This window comes from Roseateles sp., assembly GCF_047654785.1.
Taxonomy (GTDB): Bacteria; Pseudomonadota; Gammaproteobacteria; order Burkholderiales; family Burkholderiaceae_C; genus Pelomonas.
The window spans coordinates 1,330,943-1,353,205 of record NZ_JASGKQ010000003.1 but is presented as its reverse complement, the minus strand read 5'-3'; the positions used below and the strand labels follow the sequence as shown (position 1 = coordinate 1,353,205).

General features: G+C 71.8%; 6 protein-coding genes (1 of these 6 running past the window's edge). All 6 read right to left on the bottom strand.

Features of this window, described 5'->3' with window-relative positions; genetic code table 11:
- Positions 1–188: 188 nt before the first annotated feature.
- Tightly spaced (at most 41 nt apart), the 6 genes in view from QM788_RS15105 to QM788_RS15080 form a layout consistent with a single transcriptional unit that may run on beyond the window.
- Complete coding sequence (locus QM788_RS15105) at positions 189–1,010, bottom strand: efflux RND transporter periplasmic adaptor subunit (RefSeq protein WP_415662283.1); 822 nt, start codon at positions 1,008–1,010, stop codon at positions 189–191.
- The gene (locus QM788_RS15100) at positions 1,007–2,995 is read right to left on the bottom strand and encodes a hypothetical protein (protein ID WP_415662282.1); all 1,989 of its coding nucleotides are present in this window, start codon (positions 2,993–2,995) and stop codon (positions 1,007–1,009) included. The genes QM788_RS15105 and QM788_RS15100 overlap by 4 nt, the downstream gene beginning before the upstream one ends.
- 13 nt (positions 2,996–3,008) lie before the next feature.
- Complete coding sequence (locus QM788_RS15095; RefSeq protein ID WP_415662281.1) at positions 3,009–5,192, bottom strand: hypothetical protein; 2,184 nt, start codon at positions 5,190–5,192, stop codon at positions 3,009–3,011.
- Positions 5,180–7,021 (bottom strand): HlyD family efflux transporter periplasmic adaptor subunit, encoded by a 1,842-nt coding sequence (locus tag QM788_RS15090; protein WP_415662280.1) that lies wholly within the window; start codon positions 7,019–7,021, stop codon positions 5,180–5,182. Before QM788_RS15090 ends, QM788_RS15095 begins: the two co-directional genes overlap by 13 nt.
- Before the next feature lie 41 nt (positions 7,022–7,062).
- Entirely contained in the window at positions 7,063–7,629 is a 567-nt protein-coding gene (locus QM788_RS15085) for a hypothetical protein (RefSeq protein WP_415662279.1), read from the bottom strand.
- Positions 7,630–7,658: 29 nt separating this feature from the next.
- Positions 7,659–22,263 carry the end of a right-handed parallel beta-helix repeat-containing protein gene (locus QM788_RS15080; protein WP_415662278.1) on the bottom strand. The gene runs 27,329 nt beyond the window's last position, so the window shows 14,605 of its 41,934 coding nt (coding positions 27,330–41,934); the start codon falls outside the window, past its right edge; it ends in the stop codon at positions 7,659–7,661.

The following is a 22,263-nucleotide window of genomic DNA, read 5'->3' as shown; positions in this document are numbered from 1 at the left end:
CATTCTTCCGGCCAGATTTCCCCCTAGCATGTTGTGTCCCTTTTGATAAATATGGTTATTGTCTGATTGACAGATTAAAATCGAAGTGATATAGCAACATGGCACTAGCTGGCGACAATGTGCATTATGTAAATTAACGTCGACATGCACCACGCACCAGCTACGGTGCGCACTTGCGCAAACCTCCTTCAAAGAAACCGCACCTTGCAGCGCACACCCGCGGGGATTTCGCCGTTGGCGTTGGGCAGTTCCAGCCGCACGCCGAACGAACCGCTGGCGGAGTCCATGACGCGGTCCACCACCTTGATCTGCGCCTGCCAGCTTCCCTTCAGCGGCGCTTCGGGCGTGATCTCGGCCAGGCGGCCGGCCTTGATCTGGCCCATCAGGCCCACCGGCAGCACCACCTCCACACGCAATGGATGGGTCTGCGCCATCTTCAGGATCGGGCGCGAGCCCTCGCCGGTGAAGGCCAGTTCACCCGGGTGCTGCAGGCGGTCGGTGACGATGCCGTTGAACGGGGCACGCAACTGGCGCTGCCTGACGACGGCGTTCAGCCGCTGCGCCTCGATGCCGGCGAGGCGGCGGTTGTCCACCGCCAGCGCCAGTTCGGCCTCGGCCACGCGCAACTCGGCCTGCGCTTCGTCGCGGTCCTGTGCGGTGATATAGCTCTGCCGGCGCAGTTCCTCCCGGCGGCGGAATTTCTCGCGGGCGTAGTCGGCCCGGGCGCCCGCCACGCGCTGCTCGGCTTCGGACTCGGCCCGCTGCTGGGCGCCGGCCAGCGCCGCGCGTTCCACGCTGCCGTCCAGCAGCACCAGCGTGTCGCCGGCCTTGACCTGGCTGCCCCGCTCCACCAGCACCTTGTCGATGAGGGCATTGGCCGGGCTGCGGATTTCGATGCGCTGGTGGGGTTCGATCAGGCAGTCGTAGCCGCCGCCGGCCGCCGGTGCGGCGGGCTTGGGCGCCTGGGCCAATGCGGCCGACGACAGCAGCAGGAGAGCAAGGGGCTTCATATCTGGTTTCCGGCGAATCCGAGCAGGTTGTCGAGTTGGCGGTCGGCCTTGAGCGTGCGGCGGCGCATCGCGGCATGCAGGCGCCCGGCATGGCCCTGGGCGGCGCGGCGCAGCAGGGCCAGCGCCCAGGCGGGCAGTTCGTCGCGGCCCGCGAACAGCCGACCCAGCAGCGCCTGCAGCGTGGCGGCGTGGGCGGTGAAGATCTCGTCGTCCAGCGCGACGATGGCGCGCGCGACGCCGGGGTCACCCTGCCGCGCACCCCGGCCCACGAGCTGGCGGTCGATGCGGGCGGAGTCGTGGAACTCGGTCAGCAGCACGGCCAGGCCGCCCTGGCGCTTGACGGCGTCGGCCAGGTGGATGTCGGTGCCGCGGCCGGCCATGTTGGTGGCCACCGTCACCGCGCCGGACTCACCGGCCGTGGCGACGATGTCGGCCTCCTCCTCGTCCTGCCGCGCGTTCAGCACGCGGTGAACCTGGCGCGGGCCGAGCGCCGCCGACAGCGCCAGGGACGCACGCACCGAGCGCGTGCCCACCAGCACCGGCCGGCCGGCCGCCAGCTCCTGCGCCACCGCCTCGCGCACGGCGGCCCATTTGGCGGCCTGGGTCCGCAGCAGCCGCGGCGGGTGGGTGACGCGCTGCTCGGGCTGGTGGGTGGGCAGCCGCACCACGTCGAGCCGGTAGACCTGGTTCAGCTCGGCGGCCACCTCGGCGGCGGTGCCGGTCATGCCGGCCAGCCGCAGGTAGCGGCAGAAGAAGCGCTGGAAGGTGATGCGCGCGAGCGTGCGGGCCGGCTCGGTCAGTGCCAGCCCTTCCTTGGCTTCCATCATCTGGTGCAGCCCGCCCTCCCAGCTGCGGCCTTCGAGCACGCGGCCGGTGTACTCGTCGACGATCTGCACGGTGCCGTCGATGACGACGTAGTGCTGGTCGCGGTGGAACAGGTGCAGCGCGCGCAGCGCCTGGCCGACGAGTTGCTCGCGCCCGCGCGCCACGCCCCAGATGCCGCCCAGGCCGGCTGCGGCCTCGCGCACGGCCGGCAGGCCGGCCGCCTCGAAGTGCAGGCTGTGGCGGGCTGCGTCGATGCTGAAGTGCTCGCCCGGCTTCAGCGTCGCGGCGATGGCCAGCGCCTGCCGGTAGTCGGCCGCGTCCGGCGGCTGGCCCTGCTTTTCGGACAGGATCAGCGGCGTGCGGGCTTCGTCGATGAGGATGGAGTCGGCCTCGTCGACGATGGCGAAGTGCAGGCCGTGCAGCAGCAGCGGCTGCGGCAGGCGGCCGTGCAGCAGGCGGGCCTGCATCTGCGCGGGGCTGACCCGGCCGCCGGCCGAGACGCGGTCGCGCAGGTAGTCGAACACCAGGCTCTGGTTGGTGCAGTAGGTGATGGGCCGCTGGTAGGCCGCGCGCTTGGCCTCGTGTTCCAGCGTGGCCCAGACGACGCCGGCCGCCATGCCGAAGAAGTTGAACAGCGGCTGCATCAGTTCGCAGTCGCGGCGGGCCAGGTAGTCGTTGACGGTGACGACGTGCGTGGGCAGGCCCGCCGCGCCGGCGACGGTGGCGGCCAGGCCGGCGGTGAGCGTCTTGCCCTCGCCGGTCTGCATCTCGGCCAGGCGCCCTTCGATCAGCACGGCGGCGCCCATCAGCTGGGTGTCGAACGGCCGCTTGCCGAGCGCGCGCCGGGCGCCCTCCCGCACCAGCGCCATGACGTCGGCGAGACCCGCGGCGCGGCCGGCCTGCACGGCCGCGGGGGCGGCGGCGAACAGGCGTCTGCGGAGTTCCTGGTCGGTCTGCTGCCGGATCTCGGCTTCGCGCTGGCCGGCCTCGTGCGCCATGCGGCGCAGCGCGGGCACGGCGGGGATCAGCCGGCGCTTCAGGCGCCAGACGACGCCGCGGGCGAAGCGGTCGTGGACCGGTTCGTCCACGTCGCGGCGCTCGGGGAAGATGCCGTGGGCGAGCGCGTCGCCGATGTCGAGCGGGAGCGTGGCGGTGTTCATCGCGGCGCGGCCGTCATAGCTGGAAGTGCGACAGGAACAAGCGCCGCACCCCCTCCCCCACCCGCATCGCCACCGGCTCCGGCTCATGCGTCAGCCGCACCATCACCCGCGCGCCGATCTGCCGGTAGGGCATGTCCGGCCCGAGCTGCAGCTCGTGCTCGAACAGCGTCTGCAGGGCCTGCATGCCCTTGGGGTCGTGCGGGTCCAGCGGGATGTCGCCGCCGGCGGCCGTGCCCAGCGCCGGGCTGGGCAGCTCCCGCGCGGCGGCCGGCACGCTGCGGGCCAGCGTGGCCGCGTAGCTGTGCCCCGGCGCCTGCGGCATGCGCACCTCGAAGCCATGCACGGTGGCGCTCTGCCACTGGGGCAGCACCAGCCGTACGCGGGCCGGGCCGGCGGTGTCCACGTGCCCCAGCACCTCGCCGCGCTTGAAGAAGCGTCCGGGCAGGTCGTCGGGCCGCGTCAGCAGCAGCACGCCCGCCACCTCGGCGCGCACCACCAGCTTGGCGGCTTCGTCCTCCAGCGCGGCCAGCGCGGCCTGCTCGCGCCGCACTTCTTCGGCCAGCAGCGCCGCCCGCGCCGGCGCGATGCCGATGACGCCGAAGGCCGCGTCATGCCGGGCCCGCGCCAGCGCCAGCCGGCCGCGCTGCTCGCCCAGGCGCGCGTCCAGCGCCGGGTCCAGCAGCTCGGCCACGGGCTGGCCTTCCAGCACCACCGTGCCGGGCCGCACCAGCAGCCTGGAGAAGAAGCCGCCGCCCTGGGCGCGCAGCACCGCGTTGTCGCTGGGCCAGACGATGCCGGTGGCGGTGGAATGCCGCGGCATCGGCACGACGAACAGCAGCAGCCCCAGCAGCAGGCCCGACACCCACAGCGCGCGCCGCACGCGGCCGGCCTGCGGCTCCAGCGCGGGGTCGCCGGCCAGCTTCTTCAGGCCCTTGGCCCAGGGCCAGACCATGCTGGCGACGATGCCCCAGGCCGCGACCAGCACGCCGATGAAGAAGTAGCGGCTGGCGATGAAGACCGCGATGCTGAACATCACGAACAGCCGGTAGGCCAGCGCCAGCGGCGCGTAGACCAGGAACCAGCGGCGCTCGCCCGGGGTGCTCAGGGGCGGCTCGGCCTGGTGCTGGCCGAACAGGTGGTGGCGCAGCAGCCAGCCCCAGTACTCGGTGGCGCGCTGGCCCAGGTTGGGACTCTCGATGGCATCGGCAAAGATGTAGTAGCCGTCGTAGCGCAGCAGCGGGTTGGCGTTGAACATCAGCGTCGTCACGCTGGCCAGCACGATCACGTTGAAGGCCAGCGAGCGCACGAAACCGGGCTCCAGCGCCAGCCACAGGTAGAACGCCAGCGCCGCGATGAACAGCTCGGTGAGCATGCCCGCCGCGCCCACCAGCATGCGCGGCCAGCGGCTGGCGAAGGCGCTGGAGCTGCTGGCGTCCACATACGGCACCGGGAAGAACACGAGCAGCATGACGCCCATCTCGTGGACCTCGCCGCCAAAGCGCTTGGCCGCCAGGCCGTGGCCGATTTCGTGCGCGGCCTTGAGCAGCGGGAACAGCAGCGCCAGCAGCAGCAGGTTGTCCACCGCGAGCAGGCGTTCGTTGATGTTGCCGGTCAGCTCGCGCCAGTGGCTGGGCGCCAGCAGCACGGCGGGCAGCACCACGGCCAGCCACAGCGCGGCGCCGGCCCAGCCTTTCAGCGGCCCGGCGGCGGCGACGGCGCGGCCGAGCCAGGCGTCCGGGTCCAGCAGCGGAAAGCGCAGCGACACCGGGTTGGCGAAGCGCTGCAGCAGCTTGGCCTTGCGCTGCCGGCCGCCGCGCTCGAACAGCTCGGCCACGTCGGGCGTCACGTCGCACTGGATCAGGTCGGCCGCGTAGAGCTGGCCGAACAGCTGCACCAGCTCGTCCTGGCTGGGCGTGTGCTCGTCCATCGCGGCGCTGAGCCGGTCCCACACCTGCTGCAGCGTGCGCTGGCCGTCCAGCAGGCCGATGACGCGGTAGCTGCCGGGGTTGAAGCGGTGGTACTTGCCGGACACCCGGTCTTCCACCACGTACCAGATCTCGCCGCGGTAGACGTGCCGGTGGATGCGCACGTGGCCGCGCAGTCGCGGCTTGAGGGCGGCGACGCGGTACCAGTTGCCGGAGAACAGCGCGTCGCCCAGCGGGCGCCGGGGCCCGGCGGCATCGCTCAAGGCGTCCATTGCCACAGGGCCAGCCGGAGCCAGTCGATGAAGCGGTGCGTCCACACCCACAGCAGGCTGCGCTCGCCCACCACCACCTTGGCCACGCCCTCCATGTTGGGCCGCAGCCGGGCGCCCTGCGGCCCGGCGAGTTCGGCCTCGGCGCGGAAGTAGTTGCGCCCCTCCTCGACGACCGACACCGGCGTGACGGACTTCAGCCTGAAGTGCCAGTGCTGGCCCGGCGCGCCGGTCAGCACCAGCTCGCCGCCCTGCCCGGCCTGCACGCGGGCGATGTCGCGCTCGTCGATCTTCAGCACGACGCGCCAGCTCGCCAGCGGCGCCAGCTCGAACAGCGTCTTGCCCATTTCCAGCGGCGCGCCGAGCTGCTGCGACAGGTCGCCCTTGACGACGACGGCGTCGAACGGCGCCGTCAGCGCCACGCGGGAGAGCTTGGACAGCGTCAGGTCCAGCTGCGCGCGGGCCTGGTTGGCCTGGGCCGCCGACAGGCGCTGGTTGACGCGGTCGGCCTGGGCCATCGCTTCGCGCTCCTTGCGCTGCGCCATTTCAAGCTCGGTTTCCCAGCGCACCTTTTCCAGCTGCAGCTCGCGGTCGTCCATGCGGGCCAGCACCTGGCCCGCCCTGACGGTGTCGCCCGCGCGGGCGGGCGCTTCGCGCAGAAAGCCGTCGAACGGCGCGACGGCCGCGCGCTGCACCGCCCCTTCGACGACGGCCGGCGCCGAGACGCGGTGGTCCACCGGCAGCACGGCCGCGATCAGCAGCAGCAGCGCCAGCACGCCCGCGCCGAGCTTCAGGCCGGGGTGGGACGCATCCGTCAGCCGCGCCGCCGTGTGGCGCAGGCTGCGGCGGGCATGGTGGGCCAGGCTCTCGTCCCGCGCGTGCTTGTGCTCCAGCACCGGCGCCAGCACGCCGGCCAGCAGCGCCATGCCCTTCAGCTCGGCCGGCTGGAAGGCGGTGTTGCGCTCGAACAGCAGCACCGCGAACGGCGGTGCCGCGCCGATGGCCAGCGGCTGCGAGGCCAGCGCCAGGCTGCCGGAGTCCGCCGCGTAGCGGGCATGGGCCATGCACAGCGTGCCCGGCTCGGTCGCATCGCCCGCCTCGGGCCAGACGAGCGGGCGGCGCTGGTCGAAGGCCTCCGTCATTGCGGCGCGGGCCAGCGCGGTCAGGTTGGCGCGTTCGTCGAACCACGCGGAGTGCGACACCGCGGCCGTCTCCAGCGCCTGGCCCTCGGCCAGCGCCAGCTGCACCTGGTGGCAGCCGAAGCGCGCCGCCAGCTTGTTGACCAGCGTCAGGCCGGCCTGGCGGAAGTCGGGCTCGGCCAGCGCGGCGAGCGACACCTCGAACAGGAAGGCCGATTCGTCCAGCCGCTGGCGAGCCTGCGACAGCTCGCGCTGCGCGAACAGGTCGGCCATCCAGCCCGCGCCCCAGTGCGTGAGGCGGGCGGCCAGCCGCGCAGCCTCGGGGCTGGGGTCCAGCAGCTCCAGCACGACCGCGCCATGCAGCGCGCCGGCTGCGGCCAGCGGGTAGGCCAGCTGCACCGGGTGGCCGGCATGCTGGCGGCGCACGCCCTGGCGCGTGGCCAGGCATTCGCGGGCGATGTCGGCCAGGCGCTGCAGCTCGGTGCCTTCGGGCCAGGCCGCAGCGGGCACGTAGGAGCCCGAGGCGTCCTGCAGCAGCAGTAGGCCCACCTGCGCATCGGGCACCAGGCTGCACAGCACGGCCAGCCAGGCGCGGCACAGCGCTTCGGCGGACTGCGCCTCGGCCAGCGACGCCCAGGCGGCGTCCGCGCCCAGGGCGGGGGTGGCGGCGGGAAGGTCGTGGCGGGCGTTCATCGCGGCGTCAGGGGCCAACCATCGGGCCCACCGCCCTGCCCTCAGGCGCGGCGGCGGCGAGCCCGCAGGCCCATGACGGCGAGGCCGGCGGCCAGCATCAGCGCGGGGCTGGCCTCGGGCACGGCCGAGACGGTCACGCTCGAGCTGCCCGCCACCGTCAGGTCGGGGCCGAAGTCGGGGGCGCCCAGGTCCAGCGTGTAGCTGATGGCGTGGGTGCCGACGGCCAGGCCGGTGAAGCCGATCTGCACGGTGTGGACGCCGGCGCTCAGGCCCGGCAGCACGCCGATGCTGGACACGCCCAGGTGGCCGGTGCCCGAGTTGATTTCGGTCCAGTCCGGGTCGAGGCCGTCGGCCACGGCGGCCCAGCTCAGGCCCAGCGCCGTGGAAATCTCCGGCTTGAGCGCCAGGCCCGCGTCGGCCCAGGAGAGGTTGAAGGTCAGCGAGGTCGGCATGAAGGCCTCGGAGACGTTCAAGGTCAGCGTCACCAGGGCCTCGCCCCCGACGGTGGTGGTGGCCGGCGCGGCGCTGCCGGTGACGGTCAGGGCCTGCGCGGGCAGCGCCAGTGCGAGCGCCGCCGCGGCGGCCAGGGTCGTGATCGAGTGCTTCATGCCGGTGTTCTCCTGAATCGAATGCATCGCTAGATCGTCAGCTTCCAGTCATTGGGCACGGTTTGCCTGGCGCCCGCAACCCAGTCATTCACCCATGTGCTGCTGGGCAGCGGCGCGTCGAGGCCGAAATCCAGCGCGCCGCTGATGCGCACCACCGGGGCGGGAGCCGCTGCGGGTGGGTTGGCGGCCATGCTCCGCTTGCCGGCCTGGCCATCCACGGCGGCCGGCGTGGCCGGCGATTCCACAGGCAGCGGCGCGGACAGGCCCAGCGTGCGGGCCAGGCGCTGCTGCGCCTGCGGCTGGCCCTGCTGCCGGGCGATGTTCGGCGCCAGCGCGGTATCCGTGGCGGCGATGCGGCCATTGCGGTTGATGTCGGCCACCAGCAAGGGGTCGGTCAGCCGGTAGGCGGCGAAGCCGGTGTCGCTTCTTGCGGCGACACGCTGGATCAGCGCGGCGTCGTTGGCCTGCACCTCGCCGTTGCCGTTCGCGTCGCCCAGCGTGGCGACGAGCTGCACGCCCTGGTCGGCCCGGGCAGCCGCGCCGTCGATGCGCAGATCCTGCAGGCGCAGCAGGCGGCTGGCGCCGGCCGTGGCGCCCGCCGGCACGCTGGTGGTGAGGCTCACGAGCGCACGCAGCGCCGCGTCGGGCAGCACGCTGCCCAGCATCAGCTGCACGCCCAGGCGGCCGGCGACGCCGGCATCCAGGTTCATGACGCTGCCGGCCGGCGCACCGGCGCCGAGCTTGACGGCGTCGATGTGCAGCGTGGCGGGGTCGTAGACGAGCTGGAAGTAGACGCTGCGTGCGCCCGCAGCCTCGCGGACCTGCACGGCCAGTGCCTGGTTGGCGCTGCCGGCCGGGGCCACGAGGTCGCCCACGCTGAGCACCGCGCCGCTGTCCGCGCCCACCGTGAAGCGGGCGACGAAGTCGTCTCCCGGGCTGCCGTCGGCATTGCCGTCGAGTGGCTGGCCGTCGGCCTGCGCGGTGAAGCCTGCGGCGCCGGACTTCAGCGTCAGGCTGTAGTCGCCGGCCGGCAGCACGCCGCGGGTGGCGACGTAGCGCAGGCCCCGGCCATCGGCGTCGAAGAAGACGCTGCCGGTGATGCGGCCGGCGCTGCCGCCGTCGAGCGGGCCGTCCAGCCACAGGTCCTGCGTGCCGCCGGCGCCGTAGGCGTCGATGAGCACGGTGTCGATCGCGCGGTCGAAGCGCAGGCTGAAGCCGTCGGCCTCGCTGGTGACGCGGGTCACCACCGGGCCGGCCGGCGCCGCCACCGCAGCCGGAATGGCCGGCACGGGGACGCCACGGCTGGCGTTGAGCACCAGCGCCGCGTCGGTGGCCGTGATGCGGCCGTCGCGGTTGGCGTCGGCGATGCGGACCGGGTCGATCAGCGGGGTGGCGGCGAAACCCGTGTCGCTGCGCGCCGCCACGCGCTGGATCAGCGCCACGTCCGCCGGCTGCAGCGTGCGGTTGCCGTCGGCATCGCCGAGGTTGGCCACGACGTGCAGGCCGTCGTCGGCGCGCAGCGGGCCGGCATCGCCGCTGAGGTCGCTCAGGCGCAGCACCTCGGCCGTGCCATGGCCGGCGGACAGCGGCACCGTGGCCTGCACCAGCACCAGGTGGCGCAGCGCGGCGTCGGCGATGGGGCTGCCCAGTGTGAGCTGCACGCGCAGCACGCCGGGCTGGACGACGCTGCTGGTGAGGCTGCTGCCGGCGGGCAGGCCGCTGGCGAGCATGGCGCCGGTCACCTGCAGCAGCGCCGGGTCGAAGTGGAGGTCGAAGCCCAGGGACTGGAAGCCCGCGCCGCGCGCCAGGCTGATGGCGAAGGCGCCGAGCGCCGGGTCGTGGCTGGCCACCTGGCCCGGGCCGCGGGTGAAGTCCTGCACCGCCAGCACCGCGCCGCCATGGGCGGCCACGGTGAAGCTGCGGGTGTAGGCGTCGCCCGGGATGCCGTCGCCATCGCCGTCCAGGCGCAGGCCGCCCAGGCTGACGAAGCCGTCGGCCCCCGCGTTCAGGCGCAGCTGGTAGCTGCCGGCTTCCAGCAGGCCGCCGGTCTTGACGAAGCTGAAGCCGCGGCCATCGGCGTCGAAGACGATGCTGCCGGCGACGCGGCCGTTGACGCCGCCGACCGGGCCGGTGAGGTCGACGTCAGGCAGCAGGTTGCCGGCGCCGTAGAGCTGGATGAGCGCCTGGTCGACCGCGTTGTCGAAGCGCAGGCGGAAGCCGGTGTCGGTGGCCTGGAAGCCGCTGACCTGCAGCGTCGGCAGCGCCGGCAGCACCTGCAGCGTGACGAGGCCGGTGGCGACGCCGCCGGCACCGTCGCTGACGCGGTAGCTGAAGCTGGTGCTGCCGCTGAAGCCAGCCGCCGGGGTGAAGACCAGCCGGCCGTCGGCGGCGACCTGTACGGTGCCTTGCAGGCCGGCGGTGTCGATGGCGGTGACGCTGAGCGCGTCGCCGTCGGCGTCGCTGTCGTTGGCCAGCACGCCGGGGGCGTCGATGGTCAGCGTCTGGCCGGCCTGGACGGTGTAGTGGTCCTGCGCGGCGACGGGGGCCTGGTTGGTCTGCGCCACGGTGACGGCCACGGCCGGCGCGGTGAAGCTGCCGTCTTCGTTCGTGGCGCTTGCGACGATGCTGAAGTTGCCGGCCGCGGTGAACACGTGCGTGGCCGACGGGGCGGTGCCGGCCACCGAGGTGCTGCTGCCGTCGCCCCAGTCGATGCGCCAGCCGCTGATCGTGTCCTGGCCGGGGTCGGTGGCGCCGAGCGTCAGCGTGTAGGCCTGGCCGGCGCCGATGCTGCCGGCACCGCTGGCCGTCAGCGTGGGGGCGACGTCCTTCACGTCCACCACGAAGCTGCGGGTGGACAGGCCGCCCGCGCCGTCGTCGGCCTGGATGGTGAACGGGTAGCTGGCGTCGCCGTCGCTCGCCCGCCAGCTGATGAGGCCGGAGGCGGCGTCGATGGCCGCGCCGGCCGGGCCGCTCAGCAGCGTCCAGGTGATGGGGCCGGGGCCGTCGGCGTCGGTGGCCGTGGCGGTGAGGGACAGGGCCTCGCCTTCGCTCAGCGTCTGCGGCGCGATGGCGGCGATGACGGGCCTGTCGTTGGCCGCCTGGACGACCAGCTCGACGGTGCCGGTGGCGCTCTTGCCGCCGGCATCGGTGACGCGGAAGACGAAGCGGTCCGCCCCGTTGTAGCGGGCGTCCGGCGTGTAGCTGACGATGCCGGTGGTCGGGTCCAGCGTGCCGAGCGTGCCGTGGCTGGGGCCGCTGACGATGCCGTAGACCAGCGCGCCGCCTTCGGGATCGGTGCCGGCCAGCGTGATGAGCCGGGCCGTGTCTTCGTCGACCTGGACGGTCTGGCCGCTGGCCACCGGCGGGTCGTTGAACGCCATGCGCAGCGTGAGCGTGCTGGGCGGGTGGGCGCCGTCCTCGTCGGTCGGCGTGACGCTGACGGTGTAGCTGCCGTCGGTGTCGCCATAGGTGTGGCTGAGGCTGCCGGGGTTGCCGGCCACGGTCTGCGTGCTGCCGTCGCCCCAGTCGATGAACAGCGAGGTGATGGTGTCGGCGCCCGGGTCGGTGACGGTGTAGCTGAAGCCGTAGGCCTGGCCGGCCACGCCGTTGCCGATGCCCTGGTCGAGATCGGGGCCGGTGAAGTCGAGCCGGGGCGCGACGTCCCGGACCAGGATCTTGAACGTGAGGTCGGCGCTGCGGCTGGGCGTGCCGCCGTCGCCGACGCGCACGAGGACGTCCACGTCGCCGGGGCCGTCGGCCGGGGTCCAGCTGAACAGGCCGGTGGCGGCGTCCAGCGTGGCGCCGGCCGGGCCGGACAGCAGCGTCCAGGTCTGGCCCGGGCCGTCGGCGTCGGTGGCGCTGAGCTGGACCTGGATCCGGCTGCCCTCGGCGACCTGCTGGTCGGCCACGGGGGCGATGACCGGCGGATCGTTGAGGTTGACCACCGTGAGGCTGAAGGTGGCGAGGTTGGACGGCGCCGCGTTGCCGGTGCTGCCGTCCGGGTCGCCGCGGTCCCGGGCGCGCCAGGTGAAGCTGTCGGCGCCGATGTAGCCGGCGTTCGCGGTGTAGACCCAGGCGCCGCCGGCGCCTTGCGTCAGCGTGCCGTGGGCCGGGCCGGTGACGAGTTCGAACGCCAGGTGGGCGCGGGCGGTTTCGTTGTCGCTGGCGGCCAGCAGCAGGTTGACGCTGCCGTTCTCGTTGACGTTGGCGGACTGGTCCTGCGCGACCGGCGCGGTGTTGGTGGGCGTGACGTCGATGCCAATCCGCGCCGAGGACATGCCGGCCTTGCCGTCGTCGACCTGGAAGGTGAAGCCGTCGCTGCCGTTGAAGTCGGGGTTGGGGGTGTAGGTCAGCTTGTGCGTGACCGGGTCGATGGCGGACAGCGTGCCGTGCAGCGCATCGGTCGGGATGGTGTAGGTCAGCGTGTCGCCATCGGCGTCGGTGGCGGCCAGCGTGATCTCGAGGCTGCCGTTCTCGGCCACCGTGACGGTGGCGGGCGTGGCCACCGGCGCATGGTTGCTGCTGCGGTCGATGGTGAAGCGGCGGACGTGGTCGCCCCCCGGCGTGCCGTTCCCGTCGCCGTCCAGCGGGTTGCCGGCCGTGTCGAAGATGGCGCGGGTGCCGCTCAGCGTCAGGCGGTACTGGCCCTCGGCCAGCACGCCGCCGAAGTCCAGCGTCAGCCGGGTCTCGGGGAAGGAATAGAACGGGTTGATCTTGACGATGAGGTCGTCGCCCGTGTCGAACTGGCCGTCGGCGCCGGCGACGCGCAGCTCGTAGTTGGCCGGGCTGCGGGCGGAGACGCCGTTGAGCGCTTCGTCGAAGTCGATCTGCACGGACGAGAACGCCAGCGCCGTGCTGCCGCCATCGGCCGGCAGTTGCGAGATGCCGACGGCCCGGGGGCCCGCGCTGTCGCCGGACGCACCCTGGAACTCGTAGGCGCCGATGTCGTAATAGGTCAGGCCCGGCCTAGGGGTCCACAGCAGCGAGCCGGCGCTGGCGAGGTTGGCCTGGCCGTCGTAGCCGGCGAGCACATAGGTGACGCCGTTGCCGGCCGACAGGCCCACGGTGGGCGTCAGGCCGGTGTTGCCGGCGCCGTAGTCGAAGCGCACCGTGCCGTCGGCGGCCAGCGTCAGCGCCATATTGGCGTCGGTGGCGCTGCCCTGCAGCTTGGCGGCCCAGCGCACGGTGATGCTGTCGGCCGTCTGGCTGACGAAGATGTCCTTGCCGGCGGGGCCGGTGTCGAGGTCGTCCCACAGCGGGGCGATGCGCACATTGCGCAGCAGCGCCTCGGTGCTGTTGCCGTTGCCGCTGTACGGGGAGTCGGGGCCCTCGAACTGCACGAAACCGTTCACGTTGACCCACATCTTGGTGTAGGTCTTGCCGTAGAACGTGAAGTCGAAGCCCAGGGCCTGCTCGAAGGCGTAGTCGCCGGTGCGGAAGTTCTTGGCCGTGCCGGTGGCCGAGAACTGCGCGCCGGCATCGGTGGGCACGAAGAGGTCCCAGCCGGTGCCCTGGTTGGCCACGTCGGGGTCGTTGCGGCGGTCGCGGCCTTCGATGTCCTTGGCGGGCGCCAGGTAGGCGTTGCCGGCGTCGATGGCGGCGGAGAAGGCGTCCAGCTCGAAGTTGTCGTCGAAGCCGTTGCCGGTGGACACGCCCTGCTCGCCGAGGATGTTGTCGGCGCCGTCGATGTCGAGGAACAGCGGGTTGCCGGTGACGGAGTGGGCGTCCTTGCCCGAGGCCGCCTGCCAGTCGGCCAGCGTGGCCTGCGTGGCGCCGTTCCACAGGCCGATGAAGGCGTTGGCGGCCGGGCCGCGGAACAGCAGGTTGTGGTCGCTCCGCAGGCCGGCCTGGCTGTTGGCATCCACGCTGATGCCGTAGCCGGCATCCACGCGCAGGATGTTGTTGGCCAGCAGCACGTTGCTGGCGTTGTTGGTCAGGCGGATGCCCTCGCCCACCAGCTGCAAGATGGTGTTGTTGTAGAGGCCGTCGCCCGCGTTGGCGTCATGGCCGCCCTGGATGCGCACGCCCTGGTTGGTGTTGGCGTAGATGACGTTGTTGACGAGGCGGCTGTAGCCGGTGTCGATGACGCCCACCGAGTTGCTGTAGATGCGGTTGCCGTCCAGCAGGCCGTCATAGGCCTGCACGCCGGTGGTGTTGGCGTAGATGGCGTTGGCGCGCGCGGTGAGGCCGGAGGTGGCGTCGACGCCCAGCCCGTTGTGGTGGACGAGGTTGCCCTCGACCAGCAGGCTGCCGTAGTAGTTCTGGATGCCGATGCTGGCCTGGTTGTAGACCTCGTTGTCGCGGAACACGGCGCCGTTGCCGCCATAGCTGTACATGCCGACGCCGCCGTTGTCGTGGACCTTGTTGCCCTGGGCGACGTTGTTGCTGCCGTAGGAGAAGTTCAGGCCGCCGTTGACGTTGTTGCGGATGTCGTTGTCCTCGACGCGGTTGCCGGTGGCGCTGTCGACGTAGAGGCCGCGGTTGTTGTTGCGGATGACGTTGTCGGTGAGCAGGTTGCCGTCGTTGCCGGCGCCCAGCCACACGCCCTCCTGGGCGTTGCTGCCGATGTCGTTGCCGCGCAGCGTGTTGCGGTCGCTGTCGACGTTGCTGCCGAACACGACGCCGTAGGCGCCGCCGGTGATGTTCAGCCGCTCGAGGGTGACGTCGTCGGCGCCCTGGAAGTCGAAGGTGTAGGCGCCGGACCCGGTGTTGCCCCGGCTGATGGTGGCCACATGGCCCACGCCGCCGGGGCCGGTGATGCGCACGCCCGAGTCGCTGGCGGCCAGCGGCACATTGGTGTAGACGCGGTAGACGCCGCTGTCGACGTGGACGACGTCGCCCGGGTCGAGGTCGTAGGCCCGCAGCAGCGCCGCGAGGCTGGCCATGGGCCGGTCGGCGCTCTTGCCGCTGTTCAAGTTGTTGCCGACGGCGGTGCTGCGGTCGTCGCCGACGAGGCTGCCGTCGTTGACGAAGAACTCGCTGCCGCCGTTGGCGATCAGCAAGGGCTCGCGGGAGACGGCCTGCGCGGCCACGCTGCCGTCGCCGTGGCGCACGATGGCGCGGATCCGGGCGGTGTTGCCGTCGGTGGGCTGGTCGGGCGTCCAGCGGTAGTGGCCGTTGCCGAAGCGGTCCATCGTCAGGCCGGTGGCCAGCGTCTGCCAGCTGGCGCCATCGTCCAGGCTGGTCTGCAGGTCCACCGTGGCCTGCAGGTCGGCCACGGGCACGACGCGCAGGATCTCGATGCCGCTGATCTCGGCGCCCCAGCCGCTGGTCTTGGTGATCAGGTCGAGATTGATGCCCTGCCCGCCGCTGGCGACCACGTCGAACTGGCGCACCACGGCCTTGAAGTTCGCGCCGGCAGCGGCGCGGATGTCGAAGTCACTCTGCACGGTGTTGCCGTTCAGCCGGATGTCGAACTGGCGGCTGCCGGGCTGGGCGTAGACATAGCTCTCGGCGAAGTGCAGCCGGACGACGTATTGCCCGTCGGCCACCGGCAGCGCCCAGCTCAGGCCCTGGCCGACCGTGCCGTTGGCATAGGCGTTGGTCTGGTAGACGGCGGCCGGCGCGCCGTCGGTGACGCCGCTCAGGTCCACCGGCTCGCTGAAGCCGGTGGCGCTGTAGCCCTGGGTCTGGTGCTCGTTGCGCTGCCAGTAGCCCAGCAGCCCGTCGCCCACCGGGCCGGCGTTGCCGGCGTTGATCAGCAGCGCCTGCTCGGTGGCGGTGATGCCGGCGGTGTGCCAGCCGATGTCCACGGCGGTGCCCACTTCCAGCTTGGCATGGCCGTGCGGCCCGGTGAGCTGCACCGTGGGCACCGGGGTGGCCGTGGCCTGCGCGGTGTTGCCGTAGGCGCCCATGTCGATGCGGCCGCCGTTGTCGACCGGCTCGCGCACATGGCTGAAGGACGGGTCGCCGGCATCGACGCCGGCGGCGCCGACGGGCAGGCGGAAGTCGTCATCGCGGCCGGCATCGCCCTGCACGCGCTGCAGGCGGATGGCGTCGGCCGTGAACTTGCCGTAGGCGCCCTTGTCGCTGACGCGCACGCTCAGCGTGTCGCCGGTGACGACGACGGTGGCGATCGCGCGCCACTTGGCGCCGTCGGCCGTGAAGTCGTTGGGCGCACTGTTCTGGCCGGTGCGCTGGTAGGCGATCAGATGGTCCGGATCGACCAGGCCGTCGTAGAGCTCATACGGCGTGTTGCCGGCATAGCCGCCGTTGGCGTTGTGGGCCCAGGTGGCGGCGATCTGGTAGGTGCCGGGGGCCAGGTCGGTGAAGGTGTAGGTGGCGTGGTTGGCGCCGCTGCCGTAGAGGTTGCCGCCGGCCTCGCGGCGGTCATCGCCATAGCCCGGCGTGTTCGCGGTAACGGTGGTGAAGCTGCCGGCGAAGCTGACGCCGATGTCGCCGTCGTCCAGGATGACGGCCGCGCCGAGGGGGGCGGTGGACCAGCCGGACACGCCGTCCGCGCCGTCCGCGTCGCGGAACTGCACGGGCGAGACCTGGCTGTGCAGGTCGTTGCCGGTCTCGAAGCGCCAGGTCAGCAGGTTGCCGAAGCTGGCGTCTTCCCAGGTGATGCCGACGAAGGCGGCGGAGTCGCTGCCGCCGAACACGTTGTAGTCGCTGTCGAAGCCGCGTTCGGCGCTGGCCGGCACGACGATGGCGGTGGCGTCGGTCAGGTCGAAGATGTTGTTGCGCAGGCGGACGTTGGCGGCGTTGGCCTCCACGTCGATGGCGCGGCCGCCGCTCTGGCGGATGGTGTTGTTGTAGAGGCCATTGCGGTCGTCGCCGCTGCGGTTGCCGCCGATGCGAACGGCCATGGCGTTGTCCCAGAAGACGTTGTTGCGGACCATGTCGGAGCCGCCGTCGCGCAGGCCCAGCGTGTTGCCGTAGACGCGGTTCTCCCAGATCGTGCTGTTGGACAGGTCCATGCCGGTGGTGTTGGCGTAGACGTGGTTGCCCAGCACCTCGGCGCCACTGCCGGCGATGCCGGTGGTGTTCTGGCGCAGCACGTTGTGCTCGCCGCGCGCGCCGAGGAGCGACAGGCCGGTGCCGGAGCGCCAGACTTCGTTGCCGCGGGCCACGCCCTCGTAGTAGAGCTGGATGCCGGTGCCGACGTCGTGCACGCGGTTGCCGGCGACGACGGGCGCGTCGTCGGCCTCGTCGCCGGAGGCAAGGCCATGGATACCGGTGCCCTGGTTGAACACCTCGTTGCCGGTGATGAGCAGGCGGGTGGTGTAGGCCGCGTTGATGCCGGTGCCGCCGTTGTCGTGCACGGTGTTGCCGACGACCAGGCCGTCGTCGACGTTGGCGCCCAGCGAGATGCCGCCGCCGCTGTTGCCGGTGACCTCCAGGTTCTTCAGCACGTAGCGGTGCGACCCGCTGTTGTCGCCGATGACGGCGCCCCACTGGCCGCCGCTCAGCGTCAGGCTCTCCAGCGTCACGTCGGTGGCGCCGGAGAGCAATACGGCGACCTGGTTGCCGTTGGTGTTGCCGCGGTTGAGTTCGCTGACGGCGTGCAGCGCGCCGACGATGCGCACGCCGGAGTCCCTGGCGCCCAGCGTGATGTTGGTGATGAGGTCGTAGCGGCCGCTGTCGACGTAGATGGTGTCGCCGGGGCCGACGTCGTAGGCGCGCAGCAGCGCCGACAGGCTGGCCATCGGGTGCGCGGCGTCCTTGCCGCTGTTGGCGTTGTCGCCGGTGGCGGTGGTGTATTCGTCGCCGCTCAGCGAGCCGTCGTTGACGTAGTAGACCTTGCCGCCGTTGGCGATCAGGAAGGCTTCGTCGGAGGTGTCGCTGGCCGCGACCGCGCCGTCGCCGTACACGGCGATGGCGCGGATGAGCGCGGTGTTGCCGGCGGTGGCGAACTCCGGCGTCCAGCGGGTGCTGCCGTTGCCGAAGCGGTCCATGGCCAGGCCGCTGGCGATGGTCGTCCACGACAGGCCGTTGTCCAGGCTGGCCTGGAGGTCGACCCTGGCGTCCGCATCGCCGGCCGGCACGACGCGCTGCACCTCGATGCCGCTGATCTCGGCGCCCCAGCCGTTGGTCTTGGTGACCAGGTCGACGGCGATGCCCTGCCCGCCGCTGGCGGACACTGTGAACTCGCGCACCACGGCCTTGAAGTTCGCGCCCGCGGCGGCGCGGATGTCGAAGTCGCTCTGCACGGTGTCGCCGTTGAGCCGGATGTCGAACTGGCGGCTGCCGGGCTGGGCGTAGACATAGCTCTCGGCGAAATGCAGCCGGACGACGTAGTCGCCGTCGGCCACGGGCAGCGCCCAGCTCAGGCCCTGGCCAACCGTGCCGTTGGCATAGGCGTTGGTCTGGTAGACGCTGGCCGGCGCGCCGTCGGTGACGCCGCTCAGGTCCACCGGCTCGCTGAAGCCGGTGGCGCCGTAGCCCTGGGTCTGGTAGCCGTTGCGCTGCCAGTTGCCCAGCGCGCCGCCCGCCACGGGGCCGGCGTTGCCGGCGTTGATCGCGAGCACCGGTTCGGTGGGCAGCAGGCCGGCGGTGTGCCACTCGACGGTGACCGGCGTGCCGACGGTGAGCTTGGCGTAGCCGGCCGGGCCGGTGACCTGGATCAGCGGCGCGGGGCTCTGGGTGGCGTGCCCGGTGTTGCCATAGGCGCCCTGGTCGATGCGGGCGCCGTTGTTCAGCGGCTCGACGTTGTAGGGCGAGGTCGGGTCGCCCGCGTCCACACCGGCGGAGCCGGCCTGCAGGCGGAAATCGTCATCGGCGCCGTGGTCGCCGGTGATGCGCTGCACGCGGATGGCATCGGCCACGATCTTGCCGTAGGCGCCGGCATCGCTGACGCGCACGGTGAGCGTGTCGCCGGTGATGACGACGATGGCCAGATCGCGCCAGTTGGCGGCATCGGCGGCGTAGTCGCCCGGCAGCACGTTCTGCGTGGTGCGCATGTTGCGCACGAGGTTGCCGGCCGAGGCCGCGCCGTCATAGAAGGCATACAGCGTGTTGCCGCTGTTGCCCGAGGTGCTGGCCCAGCTGCCGGCGACGACGTAGGTGCCGGCCTGCAGGCCGGTGAAGGTGTAGGTGGCCTGGTTGCTGCCGGTGCCGTACTGGTTGCCGTTGGCCTCGCGGCGGCTGCCGCCGAAGCCGGGGTTGGCGGTGTTGACCGTGGTCCAGCTGCCGGAGAAGGCCACGCCGGCATCGCCGTCGTCCAGGATGCGCGCGGCGCCGAGGGGCGACTTGTCCCAGCCGGAGATGTCGTCGGCGCCGTCGGCATCGACGTAGCTGGGCGTGGCGACGCGGCTGTGCACGTCGAAGCCGGTTTCGTAGACCCAGTCCGGGCGGCTTGCGAAGTCGCGGCCTTCCCAGCGGGCCAGCAGCGTGCCAGCCTGCTGCGAGAACAGGTTGTAGTCGCTGACGAAGCCGCTCTCGCTGTTGGGGCTGACGGAAACGCCGAGCGCGCCCGAGCGCAGGTCCAGGATGTTGTTGACGAGGCGGGCGTTGTAGGCGTTGTCCACCAGCACGGCGGTGCCGCCGGTCTGCACGATGGTGTTGTTCACCAAGCCGTGCAGCTCGGTGCCGCTGAAGCCGCCGCTGATGCGCACGCCGCTGGTGTTGTCCCAGATCGCGTTGTTGCTCAGCAGCGTGTTGCTGCCGAGGTAGACGCCCAGCGTGTTGCCGTAGACGCGGTTGTCCGTGGCGGCGATGCTGCTGAGGCTCAGGCCCGTGGTGTTGGCATAAGCCGTGTTGCCGGTGAACAGCACCACGCCGCCGGCGTCGATGCCGGTGGCGTGGCCCCACACGACGTTGCCGCTGACCTCCTGGCTGCTGTAGGCGCCGATGCCGGTGCCGGCCGCCCAGACGACGTTGTTGCGGACCCAGCCTTCGTAGTACTGCTGGATGCCGGTGCCCGAGATGTCGTGAACCTGGTTGCCGGCGATGGTCGTGCCATCGCCCGGCTCGTCGCCCGACGAGTAGGCGTAGATGCCGGTGGACTGGTTGTAGACCTCGTTGCCGCTGATGAGCAGGCGGGTGGCGTACTGGCCCTGGATGCCGATGCCGCCGTTGTCATGCACGACATTGCCCAGCACCCGGCCGTCATCGACGTTCTGGCCGAGGTAGACGCCGCCCGCCGTGTTGCCGGTGACGTCGCTGTTGCTCAGCACGAAGCGGTGCGCGCCGGCGTTGTCGCTGACGACGAAGCCCCACTGGCCGCCGGTCAGCGTCACGCGGTCCAGCGTCACGTCGGTGGCGCCCGTGCCGAGCACGAAGGCGTACTGGCCGCTGTTGGTGTTGCCGCGGTTCAGCACCGAGGCATGGCTGGCGGCGCCGCGGATGATGACGCCGCTGTCCTGCGCATCCACCAGCAGGTTGGTGGCGAGGTTGTAGACGCCGGTATCGACGAGGATCAGGTCGCCCGGCTTGAAGTCGTAGGCGTTCAGCAGCGCCTGCAGCGACGCCTTGGGGCGGTCGGCGCTGCGGCCGTCGTTGGCGTCGTTGCCGACCGCGGTCGTGTACTCGTCGCCGGCGAGCGAGCCGTCGTTGACGTAGAAGGTGGTGACGGTGGAGGCGAGGTTGAAGCTCGCGTCCGACGTGTCCTTCACGGCCGGCTGCAGCACGGCGCTGACGCGCAGCGTGTAGCTGCCGCCCGGAAACTGGCCGGCGCCCGGCGTCCAGTCGTAGGCGCCGTCGTTGGCCTCGTCGGTCGCGACCGGCAGCCAGTGGCTGCCGTCCAGGCTGATGTCGAGGTTGACGTTGCCGGCGAAACCGTCGGAACGCCAGCGCACGGCGAAGGTCTCGCCTTCGGCCACGGTCTCGCCGCCGTTGGGCGTCATCACGCGGACGTAGACGGCCGGGCTCAGCGAGGCGTAGCGGGTGTTGCCGTCCGAACCGATGTTGACGTAGCCACCGCGGGGCGTGGGCTCGTTGTCGAACGGCTGGTCATGCGCGCCGCGGTCGATGCCGGGGCTGTCCTGTTCGTCTTCCACCAGCGTGCCGCCCAGCAGCGTGGGCAGGCCATCGGCGCCCAGCACGGGTGCCAGCGAGGCGCCATGGAAGCTGCCCTGCGTGCTCTTCAGGTGGAAGTCGTCGTCGCGGCCGTCGCTGTCCGCGCCGGCATCGCCCAGGTGGCCGTCGCCGCCGTCGATGTCGACGAACAGCGGGTCGGCGGCCTGGCTGTCCAGGTCCTGGAAGTTGGCCTGCCGCCAGGCGGTGATCGAGCTGCGCTGCGTGGCCTGCCAGATGCCCACGGCGCCCTGGAAGAGGTTGTAGTTGGACGTGAAGCCGTTCTGCGAGTTGGCGTCGACGCTCAACGCCACGCCGCCGGTGCCGGCCCACAGGATGTTGTCGAGGAACCGGGCGTTGCCGGCCGAGCCGTACAGCTGCACGGCGTCGCCGACGGTCTGGTAGACCGTGTTGCCGATGAACTGCGGGCTGCTGCCGTTGAGCTTCACGCCGGCCGACGCGTTCGCGTAGATCAGGTTGCTGCGCAGCACGCTGTTGCCCTGGCTGTAGGCGCCGAGCAGGTTGCTGTAGACGGTGTTGCCGGTGGCGCTGGCGTTGCTGAGCCACAGGCCCGTGCCGTAGTCGTAGCCGGCACCGGGGTTGTTGTCGTAGATGCGGTTGTCGGTGACGACGCCGCCGTTCATGGACAGGCCGTTGGCGTTGCCGTGCACGACGTTCTGGCGGGCCTCGCCGCCGGTCATGCCGATGCCCCAACGGCCGTTGCCGAGGTTGCCGGCGGCCACGTTGCCCTGCACCAGCGCATTGCCGGACACCTGGGCGCCGCCGTTGCCATTGTCCAGGAAGCGGTTGCCCAGGCCCGAGCCGATCGCGCCGCCGACCAGCGCCTGCGCGCCGCCGCCGACCAGGTAGGTCAAGCCGGCGCCGGTGTTGCCCTGGAACAGGTTGGCCTGCACACGGGTGGCCGGCGTGTAGTACAGGTAGGCCCCGTTGCCGACGTTGTCGGTGAGCTGCGAGCGGGTCAGGAAGCCGAGCGAGCCTTCGGCGTACAGGCCGCCATGGCCGCGGTTGCGGCTGGCGGTGAGCTCGTCGATGCCGCCCAACGTGCCGCTGACGGCCAGGCCGGTCAGGCCGTTGTCGTGGACGTTCAGGCCGGTCCAGGTGGCCAGCGGCGCGTTCACCTGCGCCGCGTAGAGGCCCTCGTTCACATGGCCGTAGGCCTCGATGTGGTCCAGGTCCACCGCGTCCGCGCCGCCGGTGAGCAGCAGGCCACGGCTGGCGTCGCGCAGCACCAGGTGGCTGAGGGTGACGAAGTCGGTGTCCGACAGGTCCAGCAGCGCCCACTGGCGTTCATTGGGCACGATGGGGAACAGCGTGGCGCTGTGGCCGGCCTGCGTCGGGCCGGTCAGCGTGAAGCCCTCGTCGATGCCGAAGCCACGCGAGGCGGTGCCCGACAGCGTCAGGGATTCGAGCAGGGCGTAGTCGCCGCTGTCCACGTACAGCGTGGCGCCGGCCTGCAGGTCGTAGGCGCGGAACAGGTTGGTGAGGTTGGGCTTGGCCGAGCCGGCGCTCTTGCCGGTGTTGCGGTTGTCGCCGGCTGCGGTGGTGTACTCGTCGCCGGCGGTGGCCCGGTCGTTGACGTAGTAGGTCAGCCCGTCCTCGGGCACCGTGAAGGGCTCCTGGCTGCGGTCCAGCACGGCCGGGTTGCCGACCAGGCTG

Bases quoted from the DNA above. Each gene is read 5' to 3' on its own strand.
- QM788_RS15105 (WP_415662283.1), bottom strand. From the start codon at position 1,010: ATGAAGCCCCTTGCTCTCCTGCTGCTGTCGTCGGCCGCATTGGCCCAG.
- QM788_RS15100 (WP_415662282.1), bottom strand. From the start codon at position 2,995: ATGAACACCGCCACGCTCCCGCTCGACATCGGCGACGCGCTCGCCCAC.
- QM788_RS15095 (WP_415662281.1), bottom strand. From the start codon at position 5,192: ATGGACGCCTTGAGCGATGCCGCCGGGCCCCGGCGCCCGCTGGGCGAC.
- QM788_RS15090 (WP_415662280.1), bottom strand. From the start codon at position 7,021: ATGAACGCCCGCCACGACCTTCCCGCCGCCACCCCCGCCCTGGGCGCG.
- QM788_RS15085 (WP_415662279.1), bottom strand. From the start codon at position 7,629: ATGAAGCACTCGATCACGACCCTGGCCGCCGCGGCGGCGCTCGCACTG.